Origin of the sequence: Streptomyces sp. NPDC087428 (assembly GCF_044744085.1) — a bacterium.
Lineage (GTDB): Bacteria > Actinomycetota > Actinomycetes > Streptomycetales > Streptomycetaceae > Streptomyces.
On the sequence record NZ_JBIUXR010000014.1, the window covers coordinates 1 to 19,308 of the forward strand.

Consider the following 19,308-nt stretch of genomic DNA (forward strand, 5'->3'; position numbering starts at 1 on the left):
GGGCTGACCCCCACCGGTACACAGCACGGCCTGCGGGGCCGCACGGTGAACACACCGTGCGGCCCCGCACCGTTTCCGATCACCATTGACGCAGGCCAGGAACCCGGCTCAGGGCCCGAAAGCCCTGAGCGTGACGCCGACGAGCGCATCGGCGTACGCGGCGGTCAGCGGGCCGGAGCGGTGCAACCAGCGCTGGAACAGCGGCGCGTAGAGCACCTCGAGGAGCAGATCGAGGTCGGCGTCGGCGGCCAGCTGGCCGGCCCGTTGCGCACTGCGCAGCCGCTCCTTCTTGGCCTCGTCCACGGGCCCGGCCAGCTTCTCGCGGTACTGCGCGGCAAGGCCGGGATCGTTGCTGATCTCGCTGTTGAGCGCCCGGACCGGCTTCTCGAACTCCGGGTCGGCGAACTCGGCGACGGTCGCGCGCATGACCGTCCTGAGGTCGGCCTCGATGTCGCCGGTGTCCGGCAGCACCGCGCTCTGCCCCTCCGCGCCCTCACTGAGCGCCAGAAAGGCATCGAAGATCACCGCGCCCTTGGAGGGCCACCAGCGGTAGATCGTCTGCTTGCCGACGCCGGCCCGTGCGGCGATGGTCTCGATCGCCACCTTGCCGTACCCGACCTCGGACACCAGCGCACGGGTCGCCTCAAGGATTGCCTGCCGGGAGTGTTCGCTGCGCCGGGAGCGATCCGGCTTCCTGACCTGGGACATGGGTTCAGGCTAGCACCACGACGAGACGGACCGGTTCGCCTTGACAAGGCCACCGCTGCCGTGCACAGTAAGGCGAACCGAGACGCACCGTCTCGGTTCGACGGATGGGATTACATGACGACCGCGAAAGTCTGGTTCATCACCGGCGCTTCACGAGGCCTGGGCAGGGCGTTCACCGAGGCGGCCCTGGCCGCCGGGGACCGCGTCGTGGCCGCGGCCCGCAACACCGAACCCCTCGCGGACCTGGCCGACGCGTACCCGGACACACTCGTCCCGCTCCCGCTGGACGTCTCCGACCGCCGGGCCGTGTTCGAGGGCGTGGACCGCGCGGCCGCCGCCTTCGGCCGGCTCGACGTCGTGGTCAACAACGCCGGAGGACTGCTCTACGGGATGGTGGAGGAGGCCTCGGAGGAACAGATCCGGGCGCATCTGGACGTCAACCTCTTCGGCGCGGTCTGGGTGGCCCAGGCCGTCCTGCCGCACCTGCGCGCACAGGGCTCCGGCCGCATCCTGCAGATCACCTCGATGGGCGCCGGCGGCGGCATGGCGTCCGTCGGCTTCTACGGTGCGGGCAAGGCCGCGCTCAGTTCGGTCAGCGAGGCGCTGGCGATGGAGGTCGAGCCGTTCGGCATCAAGGTCACCGTCGTGGAGATGGGCGGCTACGACACCGGCCTGTTCACCCAGGGCACCACGGCGACCGAGGCCCTCCCGCACTACGGTCCCCTGCGCGCCGAACTCGCCGAGATGTGGGGCGAGGAGGCCGGGCCGCCCCCGAGCACGGCCGCCCCCGTCATCATGGAGCTGGCCGCACTGCCAAAGCCGCCCCGGCGCCTCGTCGTCGGCGGCACGTCCTACGACCAGGTCCAGGAAATGAACCGGGCCAGGACAGAGCTCTACCAGGCGTGGGAAGCACTCAGCCGCCAGGCCCCCGGCTGACCGGAGCGGTGACGCGGGCCCGGATCCCCGCGTCACCGCCCCTCAGGTGTGACTCCCGGAGGGTCAGCCCAGCAGTTCCTCGACGAGGTCGGCGGCCCTCGCCGTGCCGCCCTCGGCCCGTGCCTCCGCGCGGAGTCGTTCGGAGCGACGCGCGACCGCCGGGTCGTCGACGAGTTCGGTGAGGGCGGTCCGCAGCGCCTCGGCCGTGGCGTGCTCGGTGTCGATGCGGCGGGCGACGCCGAGTTCCACGAGCCGGTCGGCGTTCATGAACTGCTCCGCACCCTGCGGGACGGCGATCATCGGGACTCCGGTGAACAGCCCTTCGGCACTGCCGCCCATGCCCGCATGGGTCACGAAGGCGTCGGCCTGCTCCAGGATCGCCAACTGGGGTACCCAGGAGTGCACTTCGACGTTGGACGGGATGTCGCCGAGTTCCCGTGGATCCGTGTGCCTGCCGATCTGGAGGACGACGTGCCAGCCGGGCAGGTCGCCGTACGCCGCCAGGCAACGGCGGTAGAACTCGGGGCGGTTGGTGTACGCCGACCCCAGTGAGACCAGCAGGACGTTCGCCGCGTCCGCCGGGCGCGTCCAGGGTTCGCCGCCCCGCCCGCCGAAGCACGGGCCGACGAACGTGACCGTGTCCGTGTCGACGTCCTCGGCGTGCGGCTGCATCGCCCGCGGGATCAGGGCGAGGGTCTGCGCGGGGCGCGCGCAGAACACGTCCATGTCGGTGGTGGACGCACCGCACTCGGCGAGCCACCGGCCGAACCTCGCCCGGTACGCGTCGGCGCCCGGCAGTGCCCACAGGTGCGCCGCCACGTCCCGCTCGTAGCCCCGCCAGCCGACGAAGGTCGGGGACAGCTGCATGAGCGGGCGGTTCTGCGACTCGGCCAGCGCACGCGCGGCGTACGCGCCGATGTCGTACAGGTAGAGGTCAGCGGGGTCGTCGTCGTAGACGGCCCGCACCTGCGGGAGGGCCTGGACGCCGTCGTCGAGGAAGAGGCTCATCGCGGCGATGGGGTCGTCGGGCCAGTTGTTGTCGGCGACCGGCAGCACCGAGCCGTACGGGACGAACTCGGCACCGGTGGCCTCGATCCGCTCGGCCACCACCGGGTCGTTGGCGTAGGTCACCCGGTGGCCGCGGGCCACCAGTTCACGGATGACCTCAAGGCTCGGCAGGACGTGGCTGACGGCGGGGATGCCGACCATCGCGATGTGTGCGCGGCGACGGGACATGGAGGATCACTCATTTCAGGTCTACGGCGGAAAGGGCACGGCAGACCGGCGCGTCGGCCACCCCGGCGGAGGTGCCGGGTCGTGGGTGCGCACACGGACATGCCGGACGAGGGCGGGGCGCTGCCCCGTCCGCGTCAGCCGTAGATCTGGAGGAACTTCATGCCGGAGACCGTAGCCCGCGTCCGGGCCCTTCCGCACCCGGATTTCGGCGTGTGCCGCCGTACGCCGCTCCGCAGGGGGGTCACACGGGCGGGGCCGCGGCCTCCAGCTCGTCGACGCTGCCCGACATGAGGGTCCGCACGTGCTCGGTGATGTGTGCGGCGGGCCAGTCCCACCAGGCCACCGCGAGCAGCCGGGCGATGTCCCGGTCGCTGTAGCGGGTGCGGATGAGACGGGCCGGGTTGCCGCCGACGATCCCGTAGTCGGGCACGTCCTTGGTGACCACGGAGCCGCTGCCGATGATCGCGCCGTTCCCGATCCGCACCCCGGGCAGCACCGTGGCGCCGTGGCCGAACCAGACGTCGTGGCCGACGACGGTGTCGCCCCGGTTCGGCAGTCCGGTGAGCAGGTCGAAGTGGTCCGCCCACGACCCGCCCAGGGTCGGGAACGGGAAGGTGGAGGGGCCGTCCATGCGGTGGTTGGCGCCGTTCATGAGGAACCGCACCCCCGTGCCCAGGGCGCAGAACCTGCCGATGACCAGCTTCTCCGGGCCGTAGTGGTAGAGCACGTTGCGCGTCTCGAACGCGGTGGCGTCGTCCGGGTCGTCGTAGTACGAGTACTCCCCCACCTCGATCAGCGGGGACTTCACCAGTGGCCTGAGCTGCACCACCCGCGACTGGCCGGGCATCGGGTGGAGCACGGTCGGGTCGGCCGGCACTGACATGGGCGATTCCTTACGGGGCGGGAGGGCAGGGACCGGTCCCATGATCGTGCCGCCGTCCCCGCCATGACACCGAATTACCGGCCCGGCGGCGGGGCCGTTCCCACGCGGCCCCCGCTCGCACGCCGCCCCGGGGCAACACGCAACCCCCCAGTTGCACCCGAATCAGTAACGTGCAACTCTGGAGTTGCACCAAATAGCGGCGTCCACTGACAGGAACCACTGGCAGGGGCCGCCGACAGCATTCACCGACGGAACTCAAGGAGTCATCCCATGAGCGAGGACCGGATCGAACGCGAAACCCTCATCGAGGCGTCCCTCGACCGGGTCTGGTCACTGGTGGCGCAACCCGGTTTCTGGGTGGCCGACAAGGCGAGCCTGCCCGGCACCGTGGCCAGGGAAGGCGAGTCACTGGTGGCGAAGAACTCCGAGCACGGCGATTTCCCGGTACGGGTGGAGAAGGTGGAGCCGCCGACGTATCTGGCGTACCGCTGGACCAGCGCGTTCCCCGGGGAGGAACTGCGCGAGGACAACAGCACCCTGGTGGAGTTCACCCTGACCCCGGAGGGCGAGAAGACGCGGCTGCGCGTCGTCGAGAGCGGGTTCACGGCGCTGGCCGGGTCCGAGGAGCTGCGCAGCCAGAACCTCAAGGACCACACCGAGGGCTGGCCGATGGAGCTCGGCGCACTCAAGAAGCGCGCCGAACAGCCTTCCGCGTGACGGAGGAACACCCCGACGCGGCCGAGGCCGTCGACAGCGTCCTCGGTGCGCTGGCCGACCCGACGCGGCGCAGGCTGCTCGATCTGCTCGCGGCCCAGGGCGAGGCCACCGCGACGTCGCTCGCCGGACAGCTCCCCGTCTCACGTCAGGCGGTGGTCAAGCACCTCACCGTGCTGGACGCCGCCGGGCTGGTCTCCGGGGGCCGGGTCGGCCGCGAGGTGCGGTACTCGGTGCGGCCCGCCGCACTGAACGCGACGGCGCGGTGGATGGCCGGACTGGCCGCCGACTGGGACAGCCGGCTGGCGAACATCAAGCGCGTCGCCGAGGCGGCCGAGCGGGAGCCGCGCTGACATCCCGCCCCGGAACAGCACCGCTCCCACCGGGCCGGCAGCCCGGTGGGAGCGGCTGTCCCGTGCGGCAGCCCGGTGGGAGCGGCAAACCGGCGGAAGCCCAGGGCGGGCCAACGCTCAGGCCCGATCAAGCTCAGGGCCGATCAATGCTCAGAGCTGACCGGCCCCGAAGTCCCGGTCAGGGCTGGATCGGCATGCTCCAGCAGTTGGACGTGACCGGCCGGCCCGCGAGGCGGTCGGTCAGCCACGAGATCGCGTCGCCCTGGTCGGTGATGAGCGGGACCACGTGGTTGGTGAGGATCTTGTCGCCGAGGTTCGGGAGAATGATCGCGTCATAGGTGACGTTCGCCCCCTTGGCGCACCAGTCCACCGCCAGCCGGCGGGCCTGGGCGTGGGGAACGATGTCGTCCTGGACGCCGGTCGCCAGGCGCACCGGTCCCGCGGGCTTGAGGTTGCCGATGCGCTGCTTGTCGAGAGCGGCCTGCGCGCGGGGCTCGGCCGCTATGACGTCGCCGATGGACTTGCCGCTGTTGGTCCATTTGCTGCTCTTGGCGAAGCCGTAGCCGAGGATCGCGTCGCCGACGCACATGGTCGAGGCGTCCTTGAGTGCGGCCTTGCCCGCGGTGTTGATGTTGGCCTCGACGACGCTCCGGACGTCGGGGTCGGACTGGGCGAAGCCGTTGATCGACCACGCCAGTGCGCCGGCGAGGGCGCTGCCGTCGATCCCCTTCATGACCGCGGTCAGATCGGCGGGCGGCGCACCGGAGTACGTGCCGGCCAGTGCGACGTCGGGTGCGTAGGAGGGCTGCAGTTCGGCGGCCGCGGCACTGGCCCCGCCACCCTGGCTGTATCCGTACAGCCCCGTGCGTGACGCGGGGGTGATGGACGCGCCGGGAACGGCGTGCGCGGCGCGGGCCGCGTCCAGCAGGGCGTGCCCTTCGTCGACGCGGTTGACGTAGGTGTGGAGCCGGTCGGTGGCGCCGAGTCCCACGTAGTCGGTGACGACGACCGCGGTGCCGGTCGAGAGGAGGCGGTAGATCGCCAGGGCCTCGTAACCGACCGACAGCGTCTCGCCGTTCAGGGTCAGCGGGTACTGGAGCGCCATCGAGGGTGCGCACTGGTCGCCCTGGCCCATCGTGCCCGCGGCCACGGCCACCAGCGGACGCGCCCCGCCGCCCTTCCAGGCGGCGGACGGCTCGATGTAGGCGCCGGTGACCGCGGCCGGCTGCCCGTTGGAGTCGGTCGACCTGTACATCAGCCGGGTGGCCGTTCCGGGCATCGGGCGGCCGTCCAGTCCCGGAATGCCCAGCCCCAGCGGCAGCGGTTCCTGGCGGATCAACGCGCCATTGGTGGCCGGCAGTTCGGTGGGCGGACTGTAGAAGTCGGGGATGGTCACGCCCCGGGACACCACGGGCTCGGCCGCGTCGGCGGCAGTGGCGGGTACGGCGTACGTGACCGCACAGGCCGCGGCTGTCACGGCCACGGCCAACATGCTTACCGCGCGCGGCCGTTGCGGGCGGCTGGGGGAATTCGACGGGCGTACGGCGTTGAAGGTGGAACGCGAACGGGTGCTCTTGCGGCTCACAGCTCACTCCTCGCTCTGCTCCGAAATGCAGGTGAGCGCAAGCTAGCAGCGGAACTTACCCAAGGTAACCCGTCAGTAAGTTACGCTGCGGTAACCATTCGCCGAGCCTCGGTCACCGTTCAGGCGGGACACCGCAACCGAGCGACCTGAGCCAGAAGTTGAACATCGGATGCAGTTGCGCGGCCCCCGGGCGCGCACGTTCCCTATTCTGGGGGCGAGCTGATCGCCCGACGCCTTACGCACCCTGGAGTTCACGATGTCCCGACCGGCGAACGACGCCACCTCCCTGCACATAGACACCAGCAAGCCGCATCCCGCGCGGATGTACGACTGGTTCCTCGGCGGCAAGGACAACTACCCGGTGGACGAGGCGATGGGCCGGCAGATGCTCGCACTCGAACCGGGCATCCCGGTGATGGCGAAGGTGAACCGGGCCTTCATGCACCGCGCCACCCGTTGGCTGTCGGGCCAGGGCATTCGGCAGTTCCTCGACATCGGGACGGGGATACCCACCGAGCCCAACCTCCACCAGGTGGCCCAGCGGTCCGCCCCCGCCACCCGGGTCGTCTACTGCGACAACGACCCGATCGTGCTGGCCCACGCCGAGGCCCTGCTGAAGGGCAGCCAGGAGGGCGCGATCGACTATGTGCAGGCCGACGCGCGCGATGTGGACGCCATCCTCGAACACGCGGGCAAGACACTGGACTTCAGTGAGCCGGTCGCGCTTTCGATGATCGCGCTTCTGCACTTCGTGAGCGACGAGGACGGCGCCTACGAGCTGATGAACAGGCTGACCGGCGTGCTGGCGCCGGGCAGTCACGTGGTGATCTCGCACCTCACCGCCGACTTCCACCCGGAGAAGGCCCAGAAGGTCGACGAGATGTACAAGGCCAACACGCTCACGCTGGCGCCGCGCAACCGCGCCCAGTTCGCCGCGTTCTTCGACGGACTGGAGATCGTCGAGCCCGGCATCGTGGCCGCGGAGGCGTGGCACCCCGAGCTCGGCGAACCGGTCCCCGGCCAGGAGGACATCATCAGCGCGGGATATGTGGCGGTGGGCCGCAAGCCGTAGGACCCGCTGACGTCATCGGCCGCCACTCCCCCTCGTACGGCAGGGAGCGGCGGCCGGTGAATCTTCAGGGCATATACCAGCAGAACAGGGTCAGTTCAGGAACGGAGCGGCATTGCGCGCGAACCGCGCAGGCATCTGCCACATCGCCACCATTCCTTCACCACACGGCACTTGATGTTCACACGCCGCCATGCGCCCAGTCGGCCGATCTTGGCGCAAGAGCACCCATCCGGAACCGTCACCATCGCTAATCGGATCTAACCTTTCCGCAACGGCGGTCCGGAGAGCGGCGATTCGTCAAGGCAGGGCAAAGTGGGGTATGCGGATATTCCGATTCAGCCCCTGACAGTGCGCCAAGACGTCTGTGAGCAGGGGTTCAGAGCGCTTCCGTCGCGACGCGCCGAAGATTCCACTTGCCCTTGCGAAGTTCACCGTTCGGGCATTCTCGACCGAGTGAGATCGCTTCCAAGTCGCTAGGTGAGCGCAAACTTTCGACGATGTACGCATCGGGAGTTCCGTGCTAAGGCATAGGATCAGGCCGCGCCACTGGAGCCCCGCCCGCCCCGCTTGTCCCATCAGCAACTGTGCACACGATGCACCAGCGTCCCTACCGTTACCCCCACACCCCGTTAACAGGTATCTGCGTGTCACCGATACTCAGCACCGGTTCCGGCGATGGAGCCGCGCAGTGAAAATCAATCGACGTCTCGTCCTGCTCGTCACCGCACCGCTCACCGTGGCGGTCACCTTCTCGGTTCTGGCACTCGCGCCCGCGACCAATCAGGCGCTCCAGGCCAACCGGCTGACGGAGATGGTCGATGTCGCCGCAGCCGCCGGTGACTTGACTCACCAGCTGCAGCGTGAACGAGCAGCCGCCACCGCATCGGTCTCCAAACAAGGATCCTCGGACGCGTTCCAGACGAGTTCCAGCGCGACCGACAAGAGCATCGCCACCTTCAACAGCAAGATGGGCCGGCTGTCCGAAGTGCCGGGCAGCGCCCAGGCCTCGCTGGTCCGCATCAAGCGCTTCATGGACCAGCTGCCGGCCCTGCGCGCCCAGGTGCGCTCGGGCAGCAGCACCATCTCCGCCCTCGCCTTCGGCTACCGGATCGTCATAGCCGACCTCAACGGCTACCGCGACGGCATCGCACAGGCCGACGGTGTCGACGCCGACATCGCGGACCGCATCCGCGCCGCCGCCGCGCTGTCCGAGGCCGCGGAGCACACCGCTCAGCAGCAGGTCACGGTCATGAGGGCGCAGGCCGCCGGCGGATTCACGGTCGCCTCGCAGCGGACGTTCGATGCCAGCCGGCTGGGCTACACCGAGTCGACCGGTGCCATGTTCGGCCTCGGCCCCGGCGAGTGGCGGACCTGGCTGGAACGCACCCTCTCCGGCCCCAAGGCGCTGGAGGCCCGACGGCTAGAGGACCAGATCGGGCGCACAGGCACCAGCAACGGCATCGATGTCACCCCGCAGGCGTGGCAGAAAGCGTCCGGCGACCGCCAGACGCTGCTGCGCTCGGTGGAGAAGAGAATCGACGCGTCCGTCTACGCGACGGTCTCCAAGGAGCGCACCAAGCTCATATGGACCGCCGGCGCCGAGGTCACCCTGGTGCTGCTGACCCTGGTGGGCGTCGTCATCGTCGCCGTCCGCCTGGGCCGCGTCATGATCCGGCGGCTGCGCGACCTGCGCAACGCCGCGCACGAGGTCGCCCACACCGGACTCCCCGCCGTGATGAGCGAACTGTCCCGGCCGGGCGGCCTGAGCGGCTCGACACCCGAGCAGATCGCGGAGCGGTCGGGCAACCCCGTCCGGACCACGGGCGGGGACGAGATCGGCGAGGTCGGTGAGGCGTTCAACGCCGTCCACCACGAAGCCGTCCGACTGGCCGCCCAACAGGCAAGGGTGCACGAGCAGTTCGCCGAAACCCTGGTCCGTGTCGCCCGCAGGGGCGCGCAGTTGACCAGTGTCATGGTGTCGGAGCTCGACACCGTGCAGCGCGACGAGGCCGACCCCGAGCGCATGAAGACGCTCTTCGCCCTCGACCACCTCGCCATCCGCATGGAGCGCAATACCAACAACCTTCTGGTACTGGGTGGTTACGGCAACGCCCGGGTCCGTTCGGCCGACATCGGCTGCTCCACCGTCATCGTGGCGGCGGCCCAGCAGATCGAGCGGTTCGACCGCGTCTCCCTCGGCGTGATCGAGTCGGGAATCGGCATCGCCGCCCGTGCCGTGCACGACGTGGCGCACATCCTGGCGGAACTCCTCGACAACGCGACCCGGTTCTCCCCTCCCGACATGCAGGTCGGGGTCGCCGTGTGGCGGCTGTGGGACCGGGCCGTGGTGCAGATCGTCGACGAGGGAGTGGGGATCACGGCCGAACGCCGTGCCGTCCACAACGCCGCGCTGCGCGAGCCGCAGGCGGGCATCGGGGACGTACGGTCCATGGGTCTGCACGTGGTGGCACGGCTCTCGGCGCGTCACGGCATCGTTGTCGAGCTGCGCGACTCGTCCGGGCCCGGCACCATCGCCGAGGTCACGCTGCCCGCGAACGTGCTGTCCGAGATGCCGCAGGAGACCGCACCGGCACCGGGCGCGCCCGGCGGGAACAGCGGCGACAGCCGCGGCGACGGCGTCCGCTACGAGGCACCTCGCCCGATCACCGCACTCGGACAGGCCGGCCGCCGGCAGCCGGGCGACGTGGGCGGGCGTCCGGCCCGGCCCGTCGGCGCGGGTATCGGCGTCCGTACGGGCGGTGCTCCCGCTGCCGCGCCGAAGTCCTCTCACCCGGGCAGCGGGGGTGCCGCGTCCGGCGGCACCGACGGACGCGGCGGCTCGTACGGCGCAGGGTCCGGCACCGACGGACGCGGCGGATCCCACGGCACGGGCTCCGGCACCGACGCGCGTGAGCGCGCCACCGCACCGGCTCCGCACCCCGTGCACGACGAGCCCGTCTCGCGCATCGCCGGAGTCAGTTCCTCCGGCCTGCCCCTGCGGCAGCGCAACACGCCCCAGCAGTGGCCCACCCTGGGCAAACGGGGCGGCACCGATCAGCGGTCCGGCGCCGCCGCACCGCGGCCGTCGCCCCGCCGCCGGGACTCCCGGCAGGTTTCCGACGTCCTCGCGGCCTACGCCCAGGGGATCAACCGGAGTTCGAACCCCCGCGGGCGTTCCGCCACCGACGACGACACCGAACGGACCAAGAAATGACCTCACCCACCGACCTGAGCTGGATCCTGAGCGACTTCGCCGGACGCATTCCGGAAGTCACCCAGGCGATAGCCGTGTCCGTGGACGGACTCGCGCTGGCATACACCGGTGTGGAGCGTGACGACGCCGACCGGCTGGCGGCCATCGCCTCCGGCGTCGTCAACCTGCTCTCCGCCGCAGCGCAGTTGACGAACACCGACCCCGTCGAGCACAGCCTCACCGCGATGGAGGGCGGCTACATGTTCTCGATGGCCGTCTCCAGCGGCGCCTCGCTCCTGGTGACCACCACCAGGGACGCGGACATCGGCGAGGTCAGCTACATGATGTCCGAACTGATCAACCAGGTCGGTGACTCGCTCTCTCCCCACATCCGGACCCCGAGCAGCTCACCCATGCGCTGACCGTCGGCGGTTCCCCCACCGCCGCACCCGGCCCGTCCGCCGCCCCCCCTCGGCGGCCGGGTCAGCCCGTTCCACCCCTTCCTCCCGATGAGAGCCCTCATGTTCTTCGACATATCCCTTTCACGTCACCGCAGATTCCGGCCGCTGACGGCCGCCGCCCTCGCCCTCGGTCTGGCAGCCGTCAGCGGGTGCAGCAGCGACAGCGGCGACGGCGACACCACCGTGAAGGTCGGCCTGGTGGCCTCCCTGTCCGGCACCTACAAGCCGGTCGGCACGGACCTGCGGGCCGGTTTCGAGCTGTACCTGAAGACGCACGGCAACAAGCTGGGCGGGCGCAAGGTCGAGCTCGTCGTGGCCGACGAGGGCGACGGTCCGCCGACCGCCGTTCCCGCCGCCACCAAGCTGGTCAAGAAGGACAAGGTCGACGTGCTGACGGGCCTCGTCAGCGGTGGCTCGGTCGCCGCGGTGATGCCGCTGGTCAGCAAGGCCAAGATCCCGTTCCTGGGGTCGAACGCCCGGCCGCCCGTCAAGGACCTCGAGTACGTGTGGACGACGAGCTTCATGTCCGACGAGCCGGGCAAGGCCATCGCCCCGTACGTCAAGGAGAAGGTGAACGGACCGGTCTACGCGATCGGCCCGGACTACCAGGGCGGGTACGACGAACTACGCGGCTTCACCGACGAGTTCAAGCGGATCAAGGGCAAGCTCGCCAACCCCGACGGCAAGACCACCTGGACGCCGTTCCCGCAGACCACTAACTTCATGCCGTACTTCGCGGACATCGCCAAGACGGACGCCAAGGCGGTGTACTGCTTCTACGCGGGCAAGGCCGCGATCGACTTCGCCAAGCAGTACGCGCAGTCCGACGTCGCCGATCTGCCGCTGTACACGGCCTTCGTCACGGAGGGCAGTGTGCTGCAGGCCCAGGGCAACGCGGCGAAGGACATCTACTCGGTCCTGAACTACGCGCCCGACCTCGACAACGCTGCCAACCGCAAGTTCGCCGCCGACTGGACGGCCGAGTACGACACCCAGCCGACCACGTACGCGATGTCGTCCTACGACGCGGCCGGCGTGCTGGACAAGGCCATCGCCGACGCCGCGAAGGACGGTGACGTGACGTCGGAGACCATCAACAAGGCCATCGCCGGTCTGGGGCAGATCGACAGTCCGCGCGGCGCCTGGGAGTTCGGCGAGAAGGCGCACTCGCCGGTGCAGACCTGGTACCTGCGTCAGGTACGGCCGGACGGCAACCAGCTCGCCAACGTCATGGTCCAGGACCTGGCGACACTCGGCGGCTGACATGGAGCTTCTTGATGCCCACCTCATGCCGGCGGTGGACGGAGTGGCCTACGGGCTGCTGCTGTTCGTGGTCGCCGCCGGCCTGAGCCTCGCGTTCGGCACCGCCGGCGTGCTGAACCTCTCGCACGGCACGCTGTACGCGATCGGCGCCTACACGGGCGCCGAGCTGAGCGACGGAACCTGGGGCGGCCTCGTCCTCGGGCTGGTCGCCGGAACCGCGGCGGCGGCCCTCGCCGGGGCGGGACTGTCCGCCGCGACGATTCCGCTCGCCCGGCGTGGGCATCTCGCTCAGGCACTGCTGACCTTCGGCATCGCCCTGGTCGGCGGTGATCTGCTCATCCAGCTCTTCGGGGCGGACGAGCTCCCGGTACGCGTCCCCGAGGTGCTCGACACCTCGGTGCGGCTGCTGGGACACCGCTATCCCGCCTACCGGCTCTGCTTCATCGTGATGGCCGTGCTGCTGGCGGTGTCCGGTACGTGGGTGCTGACCCGGACCCGCGTCGGGGCGGCGGTACGGGCCTCCGCGGACGATCCGCAGATGCTCGCGGCCACCGGCCACAGCCCCCGGGCGGTGCACACCGGCGTCCTCGCCGCGGCGGGGGCGCTGGCCGGTGCCGCGGGGGTGCTCGGGGCGCCGATCATCGGCCCCGGGCCCGGCACGTCGGAGAACGTGCTCATGCTCTCCCTCGTGGTGGTCGTCCTCGGCGGGCTGCGCTCGCTGTGGGCGACGTTCTTCGCGGCGATCGCCGTGGGCGAGGTCCAGACGCTGGGCGTCTCGGTGCTGCCGGAACTGGCGCCGTACCTGCTCTTCGCCGCGATGGCGGCGGTGCTGGTGTTCCGCTCCCGCTTCGCGGAACCGGCGACGGTGCACGGCCCGCAGGACCCGGACCCGGTGGCCCGGCTCCGCCGCTTCCTCGCCGCACGGCTGGGGACGCGGCGGGCCGCCGCGGCGACCGGGCCCGCGCGGGAGACAGCGGGCGGCACGGAGAGCGGCACGGGCGACGCGACGTCCCCGGCCGGTCCCGGCGGGACCAGGGAGTACGGCGGGACCGGCAGGCTCGGCGGGTTCGTGCGCGGGGCCGCGTGGCGGCAGGCCGCCCCCCTGCTCGTCCTGCTCGTCCTGCTGATCGCGCTGCCGGGGATGCTCGACTCGTACAGCATCTCGCTGGCCGGCTCCGCCCTGGCGCTGGGGCTCCTCGCGGTCAGTGTCACCATCCTCACCGGCTACGCCGGACTGCCCACGCTCGGGCAGACCGCGCCGTTCGCCGTGGGCGCGTACGCCACCGCGAATCTCGCGGACGCCGGGTGGACGGTGGGGCCGGTCCAGATCGTGCTGTCGGCGCTCGCCGCGGCGGTGTTCTCGGCGGTGACGGGACCCGCCGTGATCCGGGCGCGCGGCACCACCGTGCTGATGATCACGCTCGCCGTCGGTGAGCTGACCAGCGCGGTCATCAACCAGTTCAAGTCCGTCACCGGAGGCGCCGACGGTCTCGTCGGCTTCCCCTCCACCCAGGCGCTGTGGGGCGGTGAGGGGATGACCGAGGAGAGCGACCTCTACAACTACGCGCTCGTCGTCGCCGTCGTCGCCGTCGCCGTCACCCTGCTGGTGCTGCGCTCCCCGGCCGGGAAGCTGCTGACCGGTACCCGGGGCGCCGAGGCACGGATGCGCGCCTCGGGGCACCCCGTGGGGCGCTATCTGCTGGTGGCCCACGTCTGCGCCGGTGCGCTGGCAGGCGTCGGCGGCTCGCTGATGGTGAGCGTCCAGCAGTACCTCTCCCCCGCCGACGTCGGCTTCGAGATCGCCGCGTTCGCGCTGCTGGCGGTCGTCATCGGCGGCACGACGTCCGTGATCGGCGCCCTGCTGGGTGCCGGGCTCATCGTCTTCACCCGGGACTGGGTCGCCGGTTCGTGGCCCGGCCACGGGCCGCTGCTGCTGGGGGCGCTGTTCATCGCCGCCGTGTACCTGCTGCCCCGCGGTCTGGCCGGCCTGCTCGGCGGACCCGGCCGGAGCGGACGCGCGCCGGACGGACCGCGCACGTCCGCATCCACCCCGTCCGCCCCGCCCACCGCCGGGAAGGTCTCCCCATGACGCCCGCGAAGACCGCCGCACCACCGTCCCCGGTGCTGGATCTCGCCCATCTCACCCGCAGGTACGGCAGCCTCACCGCCGTCGACGACGTGAGCCTGCGGCTCCCCGCGGGCGCCAGGCACGCCGTCATCGGGCCCAACGGCGCCGGCAAGACCACGCTGCTCAACCTCATCGCGGGCACCGACCGGGCCGACCACGGCACCATCGCCCTGAACGGCACGGACATCACCCGGACGGCCACCGCCAGACGCAGCCGTCTCGGCATCGCCCGCAGCTTCCAGCAGCCGGCCGTGATCTCCGAACTGACGGTGCTGGACAACGTCGTACTGGCCGGCTGGCCGCACCACCCCAAGCGCCGCGGAGCCTGGCGCAGCCCGTCCCGCTACCGGCTGCACACCGAGTCCGCGGGCCGGCATCTGGAGACCGTCGGCCTCGCGGACCTCGCCCACCGGCCGGCCTCCACGCTCTCCCACGGGCAGCGCCGCATGCTCGACCTCGCCGCCGCGCTGGCGGGCGACCCGCGCCTGCTGCTCCTGGACGAGCCCGCGGCGGGCCTGACCGACGGTGACATCGGCAGGCTGCTCGGCATCCTGGGCGGTCTGCCGGACAGCGTCGCGATCATCCTGGTCGAGCACCATGTCGAGGTCGTCGCCCAACTCGCCACCTCGGTCACCGTGCTGGCGGCCGGACGGGTCCTGGTCACGGGCCCGACGCGGGAGGCGCTCGCCCACCCGGAGGTCCGCGACGCCTACCACAACACCGGCACGACGGCGGACCGGGCACGGGACGACGACGCGGACACCGTGGCCGCGGAGCCGGCCACGCACGTCGCCGGCCCGTCCACCACCGACGCGAGAGGATGACCCGGCCCACGATGCTCGAACTCACCGGCCTGACCGCGGGCTACCACGGCGGTACCGTCCTGCACGGTGTCGACCTGTCGCTGCCCGCCGGCACGGTCCACGCCGTCGTCGGCCACAACGGCGCGGGCAAGACCACCCTCGTCCACACCGTCGCCGGACTGATGCGTCCCGGGGCGGGCACCGTCCGGCTCGACGGCCGGGACGTGACGGGCCGGCCCGCCCACCGGATCGCCCGCGCCGGGATCGGCCTCGTTCCGCAGGGCCGCCGGGTATTCGCCGGCCTCACCGTCGCCGAGCACCTGCGACTGTCCTACCGTCCGCCGCGCCGGGGCGACACCACGCGCCCGAGCGTGTGGACGCCCGCACGGGTCCTGGAGCTGCTGCCCCGGCTGGGCGAGCGCCGGGGCAACCGGGGAGCTGATCTGTCCGGCGGCGAGCAGCAGATGCTGGCCCTGGCCCGCGCGCTGCTCGGCTCACCGAGCGTGCTGCTGCTCGACGAGCCGACCGAGGGCCTCGCGCCCGCCCTGGTCCGGCAGGTCCACGAGCTGGTCACCACGCTGGCCGACGAGGGCATCGCCGTACTGCTGGTGTCACCCAGCCCGGCCCAGGCCGCCGAGTGCGCCGACACGCTCACGGTCCTCACCTCGGGACGGACCACGCTCCGTCTGGACGGCGCGGACGCCCGCGCCGATTCCGGCGCCCTGCACGCCGCGCTCGAACTCGCGCCGACGGCCCCCTGAGGGCCGTGCGGGCGCACTCGGGGGCGGTGACCGGACGCCGGTCACCGCCCCCGGGTGCGCTCCGGCCTAACGGACCTTCAGGCTGTGGCCGCCGAAGCCGCTGCGCCGGTCGGAGCCGCTGTTCTGGTCCTGCCACCACGCGTCGAACCCCGGCTGTTCCATGGCGGACCAGTCCGGTGTGTTCTCGACCTGCGCGCTGCCCATCCTGCGGGCGAGGGCGACCATGGCCGCCCCGACGGCGCCACGGCCGGTGTCGTACCGCTCCAGGACCTCTTTCCAGCTGTTCCCGGCCAGCCAGGCGGCTTCGAGGGCGGTGGCGTCCTGGAGCGCCTTCACGCTGCCGCCGCCGATGTGCGGCCGGGCGACGCTCGCCGCATCGCCGACGAGCACCATCCGCCCGAAGGTGTAGTGCGGCACCTCGAGGTCGTAGATCGGCTGGATGAAGGTGGTCTCCGCGGGCGTGCGGAGCACCCGGGCAGCCCAGTACGGCGGGAAGTGCTCGTCCACCAGGGCGCGCAGACGGGCCGTGAGCTCGGCGTTCAGCCGGCCCGGCGGCAGGGAGGTCGGGGTCCGCAGGTCGGGCTGGAGGGCGTCGGTCTGCGGGGGCGCGGTGTAGAGCACCCAGTTGAGCCGGTGCCCGCCGGAGCCGTCCGGGATCCGGTAGATCATGCAGTGGCCGCCGGGAAAGACGATGTTGTGCGCGGACAGGCCGTCCAGGGGGAGGCCCTCGACGTCCGCCGAGGTGCCGCGCCAGCCGATGTATCCGGCGTACTCCGCCTCGACGCCGGGGAACATGGCCTCGCGGACGACGGAGCGGTAGCCGTCGGCGCCGATCACGACGTCGAAGTGCTCCTGGTAGCCGTCGGCCAGACGGATCGTCACCCCGTCACTGCCCGGTTCCACGGCGGTGACCACGGCGCCGGACCGGTAGGTGACGTCCTCGGGCACCCGGCGGCGCAACTCGCTCCACAGGGAACCCCAGTTGTAGGCGCGGAAGGGAAACGGCTGCTCACCGACGGCCCGGCCCTGCTCCGCGTCGCCCTCGCGCACGCTCCACACCCGCCGGGTCAGCGGCGCCCAGGGCATCTCGGGGGCCACGTAGCCGGCGTCCCTGAGCTCGTCGTAGCGGTCGCTGTGCAGGGCGATTCCCACTCCCCTGTCCCGGAGTTCCGCGTCGGCGCGCTCGAAGACGGTGATCCTGCCGGCTCCGCCGCGTGACGCGGCCAGGGCCGCGGCACACCCCGCTATGCTGCCGCCGACCACGGCGATGCTGCCTCCACGCATGACTGGTTCTCCACTCATTCGGCGTTCCGGTCGCCGTTCGGGGCGCTGCCGCGTCGGCGTGACCGGTCTGAAATCCACAAGCACTGAGGCTCGTTGTGCCTTTTGACCTGGGTCAGGGCACCGACGGAATCCTATCGAGGGGCTTGTGGCCGGTGAGCGGCGCACACGGGGGCGCGGGCCGTCATAACCGGACGGCGGACACGATCCGTTCCCGCAGTGCGATGACTTCCGTGTCGTCGGCGTACCGCCCGCACTCCCTGGACAGGGTCAGCACGTCCTCGACGGCCCGGTTCGAGCGCACCCGGCCCACGGCGTCCAGGGCCCGGTGAGCCACCGTCAGGGCCTCCTCCGGGTCGCCGGTCGCCATGATGAGCGTGGCGAGCTTCGTGCCGGAGAGGGCGCGCGAGCGCACGTAGGCGTCGGTGTATCCGTCCATCGCCTTCGCGAGCCGGGCCGATGCGACGGCGGGTGACTGCCCGGACAGCAGCGCCAGGTCAAAGGCGGCGTGCCCGGTGTCGCCGTGGTGCTGCGCGTGGTCGTAGTAGCTCATCCAGGCGGCGTCCTCGTCCTCCTCGGCCAGGCCGAAGACCTCGTCGGACCGGCCGATGGCGGCCAGCGCCTCCCCGGTGCGGCCCATCCTCGCCCACGCCCTGGCACGGGCGTTGTGCAGCATGGCCTGTTCGCGGGGCGTGAGACGGTCCGCGCGCACCAGCCCGTTCTCCGCGTGCGTGAGCCCTTCGTCCGGGGTGCCGCACCAAATGGACTGCCGGGCGAGCCAGTTGAGGGCGGCCGCCCTCAGGTGCCAGTCGTCGGCCCGCTCCGCGCACAGCCGGCCGAACCGCAGGAGCCGGGTCGCGTCCTCGTGTTCGTACGCGTCGAAGGCGCTCGCCCCCATCACGATGGACAGGCGCCCGACCGCGGCGAAGAGATCCGCCTCCAGGCCGGCGGGGTACTCGGCGGCGAGGAGGCCCCTGGCCCAGGACAGTTGGCCGTACAGGGAGTTTCGGACGATGCCACCGCCCCCGTAGAGGTTGTCCCACTCGGCGATGGTCGCGGCGGCGGCGAGCACTTGGGCGATGTCCTCGGGGCGGACGACCGTGGGGGGTGAGGACTGCCCCAGGCCGACGCCGGGCGGAGGCCCGTCGAGCAGCCCGTCGTCCTGGGCGATGCTCCCGGCCCACGGGCGTACCGGGGCGGAGCTGTCCGCATCGGCGCCCGGTCCGCCGGATTCCTTCTCGACCAGCCGCCACAGCCGCCGCAGCGCTCCGCCGGCGTCCAGGGTGTCGTCGAGCCGGCCGGCCAGCTCGGCGTCGCACAGCCGCTCGTTCTTCTCGATGCGCTCGATCATCGTGCCGCTGAGGTGCACTTCCGCCCCCAGCCCCTTCGACGAGAGGCCTCTGACGTTCCGCCAGTTGCGGAGCTCCTTGCCCCACCAGGCGCGTGCGGACTTGGTGTCGTCCAGGGGCTTCGGCTTCTGCGGCATTTCCTCTTCCAACGACGCCTTGATGCGGACAGCTGTCCCGGCTGCGGACTGTCTGCATCATCATCGGCCGACGCGGCTTCCCCGCGCCCCGGCCATGTCCTCCTCGGACTGGATACCGCAACCAGGGATCCGGACAGGCTGTTTCTGGCAAGATCAGGCGCACCGGCGAGGCGCCGGAACGGCGTTGGCCGACGCCCGTCCGAGCACGGACGGGCGGCCGGGCCGGGGCCGGATCAGCGGGGCGGAGCCCCGTCGTGGCGCAGGGATGCGGTGAACCGGCCCCATGCCAGGTGCGTGAAGGCGAGGACGGCGCCACCGGCCGTCTTCGAGTCGCGCACGAGGAGGGTGTGCTGCCGCTGGGCGCACTCCACGCACTCGCCGTTGGGGTTGGCGCTGTAGCTGCTCTTGAAGAAATCTGGCTGGAACTGTCGGGCCACGGGTATCC

General features: G+C 71.4%; 17 protein-coding genes. 10 read left to right on the forward strand and 7 right to left on the reverse strand.

Annotated elements, in window-relative coordinates; all coding sequences use genetic code 11:
- Positions 1-108 precede the first annotated feature (108 nt).
- Entirely contained in the window at positions 109-708 is a 600-nt protein-coding gene (locus ACIO3R_RS27980; RefSeq protein WP_402109627.1) for a TetR/AcrR family transcriptional regulator, read from the reverse strand.
- 114 nt (positions 709-822) lie between these two features.
- On the opposite strand from ACIO3R_RS27980, the gene ACIO3R_RS27985 reads away from it, so the two are divergent.
- Positions 823-1,644, forward strand: coding sequence for an SDR family NAD(P)-dependent oxidoreductase (locus ACIO3R_RS27985; protein WP_402109630.1), 822 nt, complete (start codon positions 823-825; stop codon positions 1,642-1,644).
- A gap of 63 nt (positions 1,645-1,707) precedes the next feature.
- Here the strand turns inward: ACIO3R_RS27985 and ACIO3R_RS27990 are convergent, their stop codons facing one another.
- On the reverse strand, positions 1,708-2,880 hold the full coding sequence (locus tag ACIO3R_RS27990; RefSeq protein WP_402109632.1) for a macrolide family glycosyltransferase: 1,173 nt from the start codon (positions 2,878-2,880) through the stop codon (positions 1,708-1,710).
- 241 nt (positions 2,881-3,121) lie between these two features.
- A complete protein-coding gene (locus ACIO3R_RS27995) occupies positions 3,122-3,763 on the reverse strand; it encodes a CatB-related O-acetyltransferase (protein ID WP_385040345.1) in 642 nt (213 codons plus the stop codon).
- A gap of 270 nt (positions 3,764-4,033) precedes the next feature.
- On the opposite strand from ACIO3R_RS27995, the gene ACIO3R_RS28000 reads away from it, so the two are divergent.
- Together ACIO3R_RS28000 and ACIO3R_RS28005 are read left to right on the forward strand one after the other, a co-directional pair.
- On the forward strand, positions 4,034-4,480 hold the full coding sequence (locus tag ACIO3R_RS28000) for an SRPBCC domain-containing protein (RefSeq protein WP_385040348.1): 447 nt from the start codon (positions 4,034-4,036) through the stop codon (positions 4,478-4,480).
- Positions 4,477-4,830, forward strand: coding sequence for an ArsR/SmtB family transcription factor (locus ACIO3R_RS28005; RefSeq protein ID WP_385040351.1), 354 nt, complete (start codon positions 4,477-4,479; stop codon positions 4,828-4,830). Before ACIO3R_RS28000 ends, ACIO3R_RS28005 begins: the two co-directional genes overlap by 4 nt.
- Before the next feature lie 178 nt (positions 4,831-5,008).
- Here the strand turns inward: ACIO3R_RS28005 and ACIO3R_RS28010 are convergent, their stop codons facing one another.
- Positions 5,009-6,415, reverse strand: coding sequence for a lipase family protein (locus ACIO3R_RS28010; protein ID WP_402109635.1), 1,407 nt, complete (start codon positions 6,413-6,415; stop codon positions 5,009-5,011).
- 256 nt (positions 6,416-6,671) lie between these two features.
- On the opposite strand from ACIO3R_RS28010, the gene ACIO3R_RS28015 reads away from it, so the two are divergent.
- From ACIO3R_RS28015 to ACIO3R_RS28045, 7 genes are all read left to right on the forward strand, one after another.
- The gene (locus ACIO3R_RS28015) at positions 6,672-7,487 is read left to right on the forward strand and encodes an SAM-dependent methyltransferase (protein WP_402109638.1); all 816 of its coding nucleotides are present in this window, start codon (positions 6,672-6,674) and stop codon (positions 7,485-7,487) included.
- Positions 7,488-8,175: 688 nt separating this feature from the next.
- Positions 8,176-10,701: a nitrate- and nitrite sensing domain-containing protein gene (locus ACIO3R_RS28020; RefSeq protein ID WP_402109639.1), complete on the forward strand. Its 2,526-nt coding sequence runs from the start codon at positions 8,176-8,178 to the stop codon at positions 10,699-10,701.
- Positions 10,698-11,102 (forward strand): roadblock/LC7 domain-containing protein, encoded by a 405-nt coding sequence (locus ACIO3R_RS28025; protein WP_385041548.1) that lies wholly within the window; start codon positions 10,698-10,700, stop codon positions 11,100-11,102. The genes ACIO3R_RS28020 and ACIO3R_RS28025 overlap by 4 nt, the downstream gene beginning before the upstream one ends.
- Before the next feature lie 99 nt (positions 11,103-11,201).
- Positions 11,202-12,404 (forward strand): ABC transporter substrate-binding protein, encoded by a 1,203-nt coding sequence (locus tag ACIO3R_RS28030; RefSeq protein WP_385041551.1) that lies wholly within the window; start codon positions 11,202-11,204, stop codon positions 12,402-12,404.
- 1 nt (position 12,405) lies between these two features.
- Positions 12,406-14,493: a branched-chain amino acid ABC transporter permease gene (locus ACIO3R_RS28035; RefSeq protein ID WP_402109643.1), complete on the forward strand. Its 2,088-nt coding sequence runs from the start codon at positions 12,406-12,408 to the stop codon at positions 14,491-14,493.
- A complete protein-coding gene (locus tag ACIO3R_RS28040; protein ID WP_402109648.1) occupies positions 14,490-15,356 on the forward strand; it encodes an ABC transporter ATP-binding protein in 867 nt (288 codons plus the stop codon). The genes ACIO3R_RS28035 and ACIO3R_RS28040 overlap by 4 nt, the downstream gene beginning before the upstream one ends.
- Positions 15,357-15,367: 11 nt before the next feature.
- A complete protein-coding gene (locus ACIO3R_RS28045; protein WP_385041560.1) occupies positions 15,368-16,096 on the forward strand; it encodes an ABC transporter ATP-binding protein in 729 nt (242 codons plus the stop codon).
- A gap of 66 nt (positions 16,097-16,162) precedes the next feature.
- On the opposite strand, the gene ACIO3R_RS28050 is transcribed toward ACIO3R_RS28045, so the two are convergent.
- The 3 genes from ACIO3R_RS28050 to ACIO3R_RS28060 form a co-directional block, all read right to left on the reverse strand.
- On the reverse strand, positions 16,163-17,380 hold the full coding sequence (locus tag ACIO3R_RS28050) for an FAD-dependent monooxygenase (protein ID WP_402109651.1): 1,218 nt from the start codon (positions 17,378-17,380) through the stop codon (positions 16,163-16,165).
- A gap of 181 nt (positions 17,381-17,561) precedes the next feature.
- Positions 17,562-18,863: a helix-turn-helix domain-containing protein gene (locus tag ACIO3R_RS28055; RefSeq protein WP_402109653.1), complete on the reverse strand. Its 1,302-nt coding sequence runs from the start codon at positions 18,861-18,863 to the stop codon at positions 17,562-17,564.
- Between the two features lie 233 nt (positions 18,864-19,096).
- Positions 19,097-19,300, reverse strand: coding sequence for a DUF397 domain-containing protein (locus ACIO3R_RS28060; protein WP_402109656.1), 204 nt, complete (start codon positions 19,298-19,300; stop codon positions 19,097-19,099).
- Positions 19,301-19,308: the final 8 nt, after the last annotated feature.